We start from the raw sequence: 11,828 nt of genomic DNA, 5'->3' as shown, positions 1-11,828 counted from the left end.
CGCCTCGATCTTGAACTCATCCGTATACCGCTTACTGCTCATGGACACCTCCGAATCAGCCATTTTCCATGGCCTTGAGATGTCTAGGAAATCCTGGGCGTATCAGTCATTCGCCTGTCAGAAGCACATAACGGAGCTCAAGCACAGCCAGGACTTTGTGTTTCGGGACACTAAGCTAGCCGGCTTTTGCCCTATCCAAAAACAGAGGCGGACAGCCTTCCAGGCCGTATTTCCTCCACGGATCTGGACACGAACCACAGATGGAACACATCGAAGGTGACGGGAAATACGGGCTAACGGTCACAGTTCAAGCCTGAACACTCTGGGGGCCTAGCGCTATCATATCTCGCAAAAGCTGGAATTCTTCTAGCTCGCCTTTTTAGGAGTTCTGATGAGCTATACCGCAGAGATTAGCCGCACTAGCCCAACCGCCTTCTTGTTTTTGGTCGATCAATCCGGCTCCATGCAGGAAGTAATGACGAATGGTAAGTCCAAGGCGCAGTTCGTCGCTGACGTGCTCAACCGCACCCTTGCAACACTGATCACCCGGTGCACCAAGTCTGAGGGAACGCGCAACTACTTCGAAGTCGGCGTTCTTGGCTACTCAAACTCGGACGCGCAGAACGGTTTGGCGGGTGCTCTCTCGCACACCGTGCTCCACCCCATCTCTCAGATCGAAGCCAATCCTTTGCGCGTTGAAGACCGGGTCAAGCGAGTCGACGATGGCGCAGGTGGCTTGGTCAGCCAGTCAATCAAGTTCCCGGTATGGTTTGAAGCACGCGCCTCTGGTGGCACCCCGATGTGTAATGCCATCACCAGCGCAGCCGCTGAACTGGTGGCTTGGTGCGATGCGCATCCCGACAGCTATCCGCCCACCGTTCTCCATGTCACTGACGGCGAATCCACAGACGGTGATCCGGAGGGCCTTGCCCAGCAACTCCAACAAATTGCCACGAATGACGGCAATGTTTTGCTGTTCAACCTGCACGTAAGCGCTAGCGGTGGCGATCCAGTGACCTTCCCGATCTCTGACGCTGGTCTGTCTGACAATTACGCCAAACTCCTTTTCCGGATGTCGAGCCCCCTGCCCCCGCACTTGCAACAAGCTGCTCAGGAAAAGGGAATCAAGGCGACCATGGAGTCACGCGGCTTCATGTTCAACGCAGAGACTGCGGAGATCGTGGACTTCTTCGACATTGGAACGCGAGCAGCCCAGTTGCGCTGACCATGCCCATCCAGATCTTGTTCGACGGCTCTGTTGCCAAGCACTTGGACACGCCGGAAGCCAATGAAGACGTCTATCGTTTGGCAGCGGCGTCCGGACGCATCGTGCTGTCTGACGGCGCATCCGAATCGTTCGATGCCAAGAACTGGGCCGCGCTTCTTGTGCACCAGTTCTTGGAGAAACCAGCCAATCTATCTGATGCGATAGCCACATCCACGCGGCAATACGAAGCGCTCCATGACGCGCCAAATCTGTCTTGGTCGAAGGCTGCTGCCTATGAGCGCGGCAGCTTCGGCACCCTGCTTGTTGCACAAGACGAGGCCGAACAGCTACAGATCAGGGTCACGGCGATTGGCGATTCGTTTGCCGCACTCACCGATGGTGAGCAGATGCTCGCGTGCGCACCCTATAAGAGCTCAGCGCAGTTCTCCCTTCATCCAACATTGATCAGCACCAAGCCCGATCTCAATGCCCTCTTGTTTGAAGATGGCAGCGGGGTCTGGACTGAGGTGGTTTGGCCCTATGAGACCCATGGATATCGGCTTCTCTTGTGCATGACAGACGCGCTAGCCGCGTGGCTGCTTGAACACCAGGAGCGCAGTGATCCCACTGCCCTTGAACGACTTCATGCTGTCAGAGAGTTGGAAGAGCTTGTCAGCCTTGTCGAAGAAGAGCGAACCAAAGGGAGCATGAGGCGGGATGACACCACCCTCATTATCGCCGCGTTGACTGGCGCCGGACATCTATGAACTATCCATCGCTTGAGAAATACAACGAAGCACTACAAGCGCCTGCGCGTGCGATTCAAGATCCACAGCTTAGAGCCGGGCAGTTGCGGACCACCGGACTGGGGTTGCCATTGGCTTTGTGTGGCGGCTTTGCACTGACCTATACGGTTGATACGGGCGGCAAGCGTTTTGCGCTGCGTTGTTTTCACAAAAAATCCAACGATCTAGAACGGCGCTATCAGGCGATTGCACTCCGACTCAAGCAACTTGCGAGTCCCTACTTCCTGCCGTTCGATTTCATCCCTAACGGGATCCTGATCGATGGAAACCTTTACCCCATCGTCAAAATGGAGTGGGCTCAGGGCACCACGCTTGCCGAGTTTTTGGAACGCAACCACGGAAATGCTGCTGCGCTAACCAAGCTTCGTCAGGCGCTTGCAGCTCTTTCCGCGTATTTGGAAGCACAGCAGATTGCTCATGGCGACATTCAGCCTGAGAACCTGATGGTCAACGCAGACGGTAGTTCCGTCCAGCTCATTGACTATGACGGCATGTTTGTCGAAGCCCTGCGTGGAAGTGGTGCGACTGAACTTGGCCAAGCCAACTTCCAGCACCCTAAGCGCACGGCGTCCAATTTCAACGAGCAGCTTGATCGCTTTTCTTTCATCACACTTGATGTCGCTTTACAGGCCCTGACCGTATCTCCGGGACTTTGGAAAGCCTCGAACTCCGAACCCAGCGCTATCGTTTTTCGGCGGAACGACTTCCTTGACCCCGGCACCTCTGTCATCTTCAATCAAGTTCTAGGCCTTCCGGGGTTGAAGGTTCCCGCGCAGTCGCTTGCGCAGCTTGCGGATGGGCCTTTTGATCAAGTTCCGACACTTGCCGACTTCCGTGTTCAGCGCGGACTCGGACCGAACACAATTGTGTTCAACCCACAGGGCAAGCCCAAAGACATTGCCTACCAAAGCCCTTATACGGTCTGTGATGCGGCGAACTTTGCCCAAGTCGAAGCTCAGGTCGGCAGCCGCGTGGAGTTGATTGGCAGGATCGTTGATGTCACTCAAAAACGATACGGCAGGAACAAAAAGCCTTTCATCTTCATCAATTTTGGCGATTGGACAGGCAAGTCCGTAAAACTTTCAATTTGGTCTGAGGCATTGCGGCAGTTCCCCTCGGAGCCCAACAGCAGCTGGAATGGCCGTTGGGTCAGCGTGACCGGCCTGGTAGAGCCGCCCTATCACGGTCAAGCCGGGAAGATATCGTATATCAGCATCGGCATTAGCATCGAAAATCCAGGTCAGATCAAGCAACTTACAGAGGTAGAAGCGCGCTTCCGATTGCGCGGCGGGAAAGCACCTGTTGTTACCGCTGGTCGAAATGAAAACATCCTCAAGGGTATGGGTGGAGCGGGAAATACAGTTCCTCGGAGCACGAGCCAACAAGCTCCCAAGCCACTTCCCCCGCCGAGCACTCCTAACGCTCAAGTCCTTCAAAGGATGCAGCGACAGATGCCTCAGGCTGTTCCAAGGCCAACTGGGTCCGCGCCCCGCCCCAGCTCTCATCAGGTATCACCGGGACCTCGCAGAACCAGCTCACCCAAACGCATGAGCGCAGGAGCTTGGATCGCGCTTATTGTCTTTGTTCTGATTGTCTTGCGTTGGTGTTCTAGCTAATCGCGGCTTCGCGTGTCAACGCACAATTGTGTCCAATGAGCCCTGCCCAGTGGTGAGTTTTGGCTGCTAGACGAGAACATCGACGTCGTTCCCAAGCGCTCGAAGCGCTTTACTCGTGCGTGAGTTACGCGGTGGGTAGTCAGTCGGACGGGCCCAACCCACCACCTCACCCAAGATACTAGTGCCAATGTGTGCAAGCTTGTAGGCGGGATCATGGCTCGCTAGCCAAATACGCTCGGCCACATCGCCATTCCCCCAAATTACGAAATCAAGCACCTCGGGCGCAGTCATGCCGTTCCCAGACTGGTGCTTCCAAAGTATCCGCGCCAAGGCTTCACTCTTCGCTTGGCTGCCTGGATCGGTGCCCAAGCGCAAGTATGGGTTGCTGATCTTCATCGCATGATCGCCAAAAGCGTATACGCGGGTAAGGGCATCGACCCATTCACCTTCGGTGAGCGTGGTGATCCTGCCTCGCGCAAGAAGCTCGTGCAGCAACGGCGCCGACGTATAAATCGTAGATTCCTCATGCTCATGCTCATATTCGCCTGCCTTCCACCAGGCCAGTCCACTCCGTAGTGCAACCTCTGGATCGAGACGGTTCTTTCGGAATTCGCGTTCGTAAGCGTCTTTTTCAGTATGAGGCCTGACGACTTGATAATAGTAGGCGTGAAGGAACTGATCACCTTGAACGCCTTGAGGCACATCTGATGAAATCCAACTGGGGCGATTCTCATCAAGCGCAACACGAGCGCCAACATTTCGGATCAAGGTGAGTGTGCGAGACCATTCGGCTTGGAAAGCTGCGATCTTAGCTTCGCGCGCCTTTCGATTTGGCGTAGGGGCGATAGGAGGTGTGCGGTCTTTCAGCTTCCAATGATCGTCTTCGAATTCACTCTCGATCTTGTTGAGCTTGCCGACTAGATCTTCCCTCCTTTTCTCCTGTTTGATCTGACGCTCATATTCCTCTCTATCGAGTGGGAACGACTTCTGCGCAAGGCCATCGAAGAATGCTTCAAGTTGGAGCACCATCCCAAAGTGCTCAAGCTCTTCGTGCTTGATGTAGACCCCAGCTTCGAAGTTCTTGAACCATGCCCGATCGGTCAGATTTGCCGAACCGATGTAAGCCCCTTGGCCCACCCACCAAATCACTTTAGCGTGTAGCCAGTGCGGCACAAGATGGCACACTAAGTTTGGCGATGCACGACGCAAGAACCAGTCGAGAATACGCAGATCGATGGGGCATGACCCGTCGACGCGGCCATAGAACGTCAGCTTTTTTCCCTTGGTGAGGCAGTCGTCAAACAGCAGGATCTCGCCGGATGGCTTCGTGGCGTAGGCAATTGCAACCTTGACCTCAGAACAGTCTGCGATGGCAGCAGCATGCTTGTTATAAATCATCTCACCCGTGATGGGTTTACCTACAAACTCCATGTATCTAGCCTCCCCTGTTCCGTAGAGCACAGCTTCGCAAAGTAGGAGAAGTTCGTCTACGGGACAGGAAGCCACGTCAACTGCCTCAGGATGCAGAAGTTGATTTGCCTTGCACTTCAACAGATCGATGCGCAAAGCCGTAGCACTCGGGCTGCAACAGAAAGAGCCCCGCATGCGGGGCTCCTTTGTCGCTAGCGTGGAAGCCTCAGTCTCGGCGCCGGGTGCCAATGGCGGGCGGCGTTGTTCCGATCATTTGGCGGGAGCCTTCTGCGACGCCCCTAGCTTCCAGCCAAATGCCTAGGCGCACCATCGGTCTGCTGCGCGGTCAACGGTCAGAGTTATCTGAGCCGTCATAGGCCTGGCTTGGGCGGACGGAATTTCAACTCCCAATGCCCGGCATCACCTTCGGCCTGTGGTGGAAGCGCATCATCGCCAGATGCCTCAGGCGTCAGCACCTCGATCGGCTGTGGGGCAAAATTCTTCTCCAAAGCCTCAGCCGCTTCCACCATCGCCTTTCGAGCCCGCTTGATGCGCCATTGCTGGATGGCCTGGATACGAGGAGAGACATGCACCTTTGCCCTCCCCAAACGCTGGCGTGCCCTCGCCACCGCTTGCGCGTCTCCGCTGCCTTCTTGCTCAACAAGCTTGGCTTGCGCATCCAGCACGGCCAAACGCGCTTTGTAGGGTCGCACCAGCGTATGGGCATACTTGCTGATTGAGCGAGCAAGCATCTCCGTGTCCTCGAACAGAAACGGCTTGGTGGCGTAGCTGTCGACCCGCCGGCAGATCAGCGACCCGTACGCTTGCTGAAATTCCTGCTCAATCTGGATCCCTGGGATCTGCCGCAACACCTCCAAAGACTGCTGCGCGACCTCCCGTTGCGCTTCGAGCCAGTCTTCGATGAGCTGCGCTTCCGCATTGAGCACCTCCGCGTCTTTTCGGCCCGAGGAACGAGCCAGACGCGTCACGCGACCAAGATGTCGGGTTTAACCGCTGTAAGGCGTGTAGAGACGCGCGCTTGGCGCTGGCGCACGCGCCAAGCGCTCTTTGATCTGGCGCACCCGCTCTGCGCCTGACAATCGCCCCTGCCCACCTGCTGTGCGCCCTTCCAATCCAGACTCTTTTGCGCTGGCCAGATCCCGAAGTGCTGCCGCATGACTGTGGGACGGTGGCACTTCGTGCACGAAGCTACCGCTTTTTTTCATGTGCTCAGCAACAAGCTTTGAAAGCGCCAGTGCTGCTTCTCGACCACCTGCCCCTCTGACTTCTGCTGTGAACTTCGTTTTGCGCATCACCGCCACTTTGGCTTTGCCCAAGTGCTTGCCAGGCCGGCGCGTGAGTTCGCGGGCGCGTTCAAACTCCCCATTGCGCGCGGCTTCGTGTGCTTGTGCTCGGAGACTTCGATGATCCACTCGGGCGGTATTGCCAGCATTTTTCAGATGCGCGTTGATGACGGTTGCGATGTCCTTGCGGATTTGCCGCAGTGCTCGCGTTCCCCCGCCTTGGCGGGCGTCAAACTCAGCACAGGCGCGCTCACCCAGCCCACCAGGTCCGACTTGTCGTGCTGACATCAGCAAATGCACATGGTGATTGCGCTGATCGCCAAGCTTACTTGGCGTGTGGACCGCAACGAGGACGGCCACTTGGAAGCACTCGACGAGCAATTGACCCAGCGCCAAGGCGAGCACTCTTCGTTGGTGTGGATCAAGTTGGTGCGGAAGCGACACCTCGACTTCTCGGCAAACGCGTGCGTTCTTGCGGGTTTCGGCCGCTTCGTTCGCGTTCCAAAAATACTGTGCATCAAAGCACCACTTGGGCGCTCCTTTCGGCGCAAGCATCTGATGGAAATCGACACCGCCTCGGTGGGAATAATTGTGGCCAAGCCCTGTGCTCATATCGAGCAGATCAAACCCTGCGCGGTAAGCCGCTGCTGCGACCGACGAGTCGCCGTTGCCTCGGCTGAAAGACTTCATTGTTGCGTGATAAATTGCCATTTGTGAAACTCCTGTTTGTGGAGCACACATAGAAGCGGCAGAACATCGCCCGTCGAGAGAAAAGCGAACTCGACAGCACAGAGACCTCGGTCACGAGGTTTTGAAGTGGCTGTGTTGCCTAGCGAAACATAGGCAACGAGGTGGCGAAAGCCACCGCACCGACGCGCAGCGTTGGCGCACGGTTTCTGCAAAGCAGAAACCATAAGTGCGCTCTTGCTCTTTAATTTTTCTTTGAATTTGTTTTCGCCACAGTTGGATCAACCATGGCTCTTTTACATATAAATATTAGTTATACCAAAGAATGAATGAGACCTGTACGAATCTGATTACGCCCTCACGCCATGTGTCGTTTTTATGCTGACTGTCCATGCAGAAGTGATGTCCCGTGGCCTCGGGAAATCCAAGCAGCAGCAGACGAATTGCCGTCAGGTTGGTAGCATCACCAACGCCGATCGAACGCTAAGTCGCAACAGCTGCGGAAACAAGGAAGCGAAATGCCCAATGACTACTGGGACATGGATGACAAGAACGACCCCAACCTGTTGAGCCTTGCCAGCGTGAGCACCTCAATGCTCGTGCCCTTTCCAGTGGGAAGACTGCCGGATGCTTCTTTGCTCTGGCTCAATGAGCGCTGGCTTCACGACTTAGGCATAGCCATCCACGACGCGCCAACTCGGGCCCGCATCTCAGCGTCCTTGCTTGAGCGCTTTGCCGTGACCTCTATCGAAGCTCACTGCGTTGCCGGCACCTTCGGCGGACAGACACTGGGCGCTGATCGCTATGGTGGGAGCGGTGGGGCAATCCACGGAGGGAGTGGCCGCTGTGGCTCCGATGGTATGCTCATCGCCAAAGGAACCGGCCCCACGCCATTGGTCTCCGAGGCCCATGATTGGTCACACTCCCATGGCTGTCTCTATCTTTACGATGCCATTCGCGAGGCAGTCGCCAGCGAAATCCTCAACGCAGAACTCCCCCATAGGGCAGTCCCCATCGTTGCCATCATTGATGCCGGCTTCTCCCTGGCGCGCACCGATGCCGACGAACCGGAGCGGTGCGCCATTCTGATCAGGCCTGCTTTCCTGCGCTTGGCGCATTTCGAGCGCAGCCTGTATTTCGGGACATCAGGCAGTGCAAACAGCGATCAATTTCAAGATAGCTTGCGGGTCAAAGATGCCATCCACTTTGCCGACGAACACACGCAGCGCGATGCCGGCAAACCCAATGACCTAGGCGTTGACTTGTCTGCGCTCTACCTCCGCCTTGCCGAGCAGATTGCCGCAAGTCGCGCGCATCGCCTCTGGACCGGACGCCCGACAAGCGACAACATCACATCGAACGCGCAGTTTCTGGATTTCGGCGGCTTCCGCGCAGTTCCCACCTGGAAGCGTGGCACCGATGGGCATCGTCACTTCTTCGGCGATGAGATGCGTGATGTTCGCCACTCGCTTCCCTCGCTTGCCTACTTCTTCAAGAAGTATTCCCGCTTTGACAAGGCAATCGCCAACATCGATCAGTTGCTCATCCAGATCGAGCATCACATGGAAGCTGCGTTTCTCCATCACTGTGCAGAAGCGTGTGCCTTGCCTCAGTCAAGCCCAGAGGCGTTGCATTTCAAAGCGCTCATTGCGCGCTACTACCGCGAGCAACAGCGCATTGACTATGCGCTCGATCAGCCCACAAAGCACGATGAGCGCCACGATTGGCTCTCTGACCACATCAAAGGCAAAGCAACCCAGGGCTCTCAGACAGGCGAGGAGATCAACTCGCTCCTGCGCGCACTTCCGAACGCAGCTCTCCATCTTTGTGCCGCCAACCGCTGGCTGAGACCACGACCACGCCTTTCCTATCGCGTCTCCAAGCGCCGAGCGATCAAGCTGGTGCGGTCGATATTGGCCGATCGGTCGTCGGGACCCGAGCGGGTCTCGGCCTTTATCGCAACCGAGGTCGCGGTCTCACGCCGTGTCTGGAAAGGCTTACCACCACACTGGCTTGTCTTGGGCTACGCAAGCGATCACGTGTCCACCGCCTTGTATTTCTTTGATACGCATCGTATGGCCTATACAGCCCAGCTGGAGGGGCCACGCGTGCGTGGGGGAACACTGATCTTCGGTGCCGAAGTCGCAGATGAGACACTCGGCATCACCAATTCTGGCCATCGAACCGTCGCGCGTGTCGACTGCGAACCCACCAGCTACCTGGTAGGTCTAAGCTTGAACGGGCGTGCATCAATCGCTGCCGCACTGCTCACCTTCCCGGACGCTGCAGTTGCAGCGCAAACATTGAGCTCAACCACCGCCCATGCAACCTAATGCCGTTGATGCGCAGGCGCTTGGCCTGGCAATGCAACTCCTGTTCAAGACTGACCGCAAGAAGTTCAGTATCGCAGCGGCTTATGTGTGGCTATGGCCTGCAATTCGCCTAGACCAGCTCGTCACGATTAAAGACGAAGACGGGGTCTGGACCGGCTACGCCTTATGGGCTTATCTGACGCCTGAAACCGCCAGTCATTTGGTTCTGCAAGATCCGCCGTTCTTGCCAATTAGCGACTGGAACGAAGGTGATCAACTCTGGATCTTGGATTTCGTGGCTATGCCAGGGCATCACCGACGCCTGGCGAGAGCACTCCGGCATCGCTTGCGCCCTCACTTCAAGCAAGCGCATCGCTTGGTGCGAGATAAGACGGGCGCTATGCTGGGAACCAAGACCCACAGACTTCGCAAAAATAGCTGAGGAAGACACGTTGCTTCCTTGATACGAATGGACGAACCGAAGCGACAAGGCAGTTGCAGCCTATGCACGAAGTGACATCAAGGTCGACCAAGGCCTGGACTGGATTTTTGTTCCTGGGCTTCGGTTCTGGTTTGCCCTATCCGCTGATCGGCAGCACCTTAGGCTATTGGCTCAGCGAAAAGTCGCTTTCGATCGCAGTCATCGGTGCCTTGGCTTGGACCGCACTTCCCTACTCTCTCAAATTCCTATGGGCCCGCCATCTCGACCAACGTCGTGCGCCGGTCGTTAGAAGCACCATGTCGCACCGTCAAGGCTGGATTGTCTTGTCTTCGATCATGGTCGCCATCTCTCTCCTAGGCCTTGTCCTGAGCGTTGTCGCTGGCAGCCTTCCGCTGATTGCACTGAGCTGCATCGCAGCAGCCTTTGGCGGTGCGACCCTGGATGCCTCAGTCGATGCGTTCCGGATCGAACAAGAGGCAGTGCACCAGCAGCCAGCCAAGCTCCTCACTGCCTACCAATTTGGCTACCGCATTGCTCTGCTGTTGAGCGACGGTCTGGTGTTCTTGCTCGCAGCGCGGCTGTCCTGGCAAGTTGCTTATGCAATTCTGCTGCCCCTGATGTTGGTGCCGATCTGCGGAACGCTCTTTCTGCGATCTGCCCCCGATAGCGCTCTCACCCCAGATCGCGCGAGTGCGAAGAAGCAGGGGTCTACGCTGATATCCCTTCGACCCTCCACGCTCCAAGGATGGATCGCGGTCATCGTCTTCATTGGCTGCTATCGCCTACCGGATATTCTTCTGGGTCCCATGATCAATCCTTTCTTCTATGCCCTTGGCATTGGAAAGAGCGTGGTCGGATCCCTGCATATTTGGCTTGGGATCCCAGCGGCCTTCCTCGGAATTTTGGCTGCAGGCACTAGCTTGAAGCGCATGTCTTTGAGCACGACCATTCTTGTTGGCGCAGCTCTCCAAGCCCTTGCCCTCCTCGTTCTTGCATTGCTTTCGTCCAATGAGCGGTCTGCTGAACTGCTTTGGGCTAGCGTTATTTTTCAAAACCTTGCCAGTAGCTATACCGGCATCGCGTTGGTTGCTTACATGTCAAAGCTGGTCACGCTTGGACGCGCAGGAGAGCACTACGCTTGGCTAACCAGCTTCTACTCGATCTTCGGCAGGGTGCTTGCCGGCTTCTCAGGCCTTGCAGTGGCTTATCTCACAACCCACTACGGACAAATCCGGGGCTATGGCATGTTTTTCATTGGCATCTGCTTGACATGCGTGCCTGCCCTCTTTGTCTACTCGCTCATCATTCGCAACACCCTCAGAGCGCGGCCCGAGCCGTAGTGACATCACGCAATCGCCTCCCAAAGCCCATAGCGGCTGCTTATGACTATGTAATGCTTGAACTCATCGTTTCACGCCAAGCCTGTCGGCTTCTTATCTCAGCGCTAGCCAATTAGATAGATGCCTAATTGGCTAGCGCCAGCAAACCTCCTAGTTTCGACTTCTCGTTAGCCCAAGCAAGCACTCACCCTTTGAACTCGCTTTCACATACACAGATGTTTCACCAAGATCGGTTTTGTAAAAGACCTCCTTGCTGGCATCGGCGAGTGGCGCATAGGGATTGGGTGGCAGGACATATGGAGTGAGCGCAAATTTCTGCTTGATCTTAGAAACCTCATAACAACGTCCGGGCGTCAATTCCATATACGCAAAGCTCACTCCTTTGTCGAGCTCAGGTGGAACCCTGAACTCAACAAAGGAGACTCCATACTGATCCTTTGTCTTCAATGCAGCTGAACGAAAAGCAATATTCAAGGACCGGCTTGAACTCACTTGCCGAAAATCACTGAACCCGATATCACGGAAAGTTTCATAGTTGATCGGCTTAGCAGGATTATAAAATTTACTAACAACCTCATCCAAATTCAATTGAGAATCCTTATTTTCAGCGTGCACACTCATCGCCGCAGAAAAATTGAGAATTACCAAAAACGCCATTTTTTTCGAAAACATCATGCCAGACACCCTCATAAATTCAGGATCCT

At 55.7% G+C, this 11,828-nt stretch carries 9 protein-coding genes and 2 pseudogenes; 7 read left to right on the top strand and 4 right to left on the bottom strand.

Going from position 1 to position 11,828, the window contains the following annotated elements:
• Positions 1 to 391 precede the first annotated feature (391 nt).
• From EO156_RS22675 to EO156_RS22665, 3 genes are read left to right on the top strand one after another with little or no spacing between them, the layout of a single operon-like run.
• The gene (locus EO156_RS22675; RefSeq protein ID WP_007971690.1) at positions 392 to 1,225 is read left to right on the top strand and encodes a vWA domain-containing protein; all 834 of its coding nucleotides are present in this window, start codon (positions 392 to 394) and stop codon (positions 1,223 to 1,225) included.
• Positions 1,226 to 1,227: 2 nt separating this feature from the next.
• Positions 1,228 to 1,974 carry a hypothetical protein gene (locus EO156_RS22670; protein ID WP_016849094.1) on the top strand — a complete coding sequence of 249 codons (747 nt, stop codon included), beginning with the start codon at positions 1,228 to 1,230 and terminating at the stop codon, positions 1,972 to 1,974.
• Positions 1,971 to 3,629, top strand: coding sequence for a serine/threonine protein kinase (locus EO156_RS22665; protein ID WP_025997857.1), 1,659 nt, complete (start codon positions 1,971 to 1,973; stop codon positions 3,627 to 3,629). Before EO156_RS22670 ends, EO156_RS22665 begins: the two co-directional genes overlap by 4 nt.
• A 66-nt stretch (positions 3,630 to 3,695) precedes the next feature.
• Here the strand turns inward: EO156_RS22665 and EO156_RS22660 are convergent, their stop codons facing one another.
• Positions 3,696 to 5,060: a phospholipase D-like domain-containing protein gene (locus EO156_RS22660; RefSeq protein WP_228729162.1), complete on the bottom strand. Its 1,365-nt coding sequence runs from the start codon at positions 5,058 to 5,060 to the stop codon at positions 3,696 to 3,698.
• A 350-nt stretch (positions 5,061 to 5,410) separates the two neighbouring features.
• Positions 5,411 to 6,028, bottom strand: a complete 618-nt coding sequence (locus EO156_RS24515) for a hypothetical protein (RefSeq protein ID WP_016849091.1) — start codon at positions 6,026 to 6,028, stop codon at positions 5,411 to 5,413.
• Positions 6,029 to 6,376: 348 nt separating this feature from the next.
• Between EO156_RS24515 and EO156_RS24655 the strand changes: the two are divergent.
• Positions 6,377 to 6,598 (top strand): annotated as a pseudogene (locus tag EO156_RS24655) (hypothetical protein); the annotation flags it as partial.
• On the opposite strand, the pseudogene EO156_RS24650 reads toward EO156_RS24655, so the two are convergent.
• A pseudogene (locus tag EO156_RS24650) lies at positions 6,497 to 6,955 on the bottom strand (MobA/MobL family protein); the annotation flags it as partial. The pseudogenes EO156_RS24655 and EO156_RS24650 sit on opposite strands and share 102 nt — an antisense overlap.
• Before the next feature lie 593 nt (positions 6,956 to 7,548).
• On the opposite strand from EO156_RS24650, the gene EO156_RS22650 reads away from it, so the two are divergent.
• From EO156_RS22650 to EO156_RS22640, 3 genes are all read left to right on the top strand, one after another.
• Positions 7,549 to 9,363: a protein adenylyltransferase SelO family protein gene (locus EO156_RS22650; RefSeq protein WP_016849087.1), complete on the top strand. Its 1,815-nt coding sequence runs from the start codon at positions 7,549 to 7,551 to the stop codon at positions 9,361 to 9,363.
• Positions 9,353 to 9,784, top strand: coding sequence for a toxin-activating lysine-acyltransferase (locus EO156_RS22645; protein WP_016849086.1), 432 nt, complete (start codon positions 9,353 to 9,355; stop codon positions 9,782 to 9,784). Before EO156_RS22650 ends, EO156_RS22645 begins: the two co-directional genes overlap by 11 nt.
• A gap of 62 nt (positions 9,785 to 9,846) precedes the next feature.
• A complete protein-coding gene (locus tag EO156_RS22640; RefSeq protein ID WP_014089917.1) occupies positions 9,847 to 11,124 on the top strand; it encodes an ABC transporter permease in 1,278 nt (425 codons plus the stop codon).
• Between the two features lie 150 nt (positions 11,125 to 11,274).
• Here the strand turns inward: EO156_RS22640 and EO156_RS22635 are convergent, their stop codons facing one another.
• Positions 11,275 to 11,799: a hypothetical protein gene (locus EO156_RS22635; protein WP_087944842.1), complete on the bottom strand. Its 525-nt coding sequence runs from the start codon at positions 11,797 to 11,799 to the stop codon at positions 11,275 to 11,277.
• Positions 11,800 to 11,828: the final 29 nt, after the last annotated feature.

The organism is Xanthomonas sp. DAR33341 (assembly GCF_003992815.1).
In the GTDB taxonomy this organism is placed as follows: Bacteria; Pseudomonadota; Gammaproteobacteria; order Xanthomonadales; family Xanthomonadaceae; genus Xanthomonas; species Xanthomonas cissicola.
Note: the sequence above shows the minus strand (reverse complement) of the source record. Positions and strands in the feature narration are given on the sequence as shown.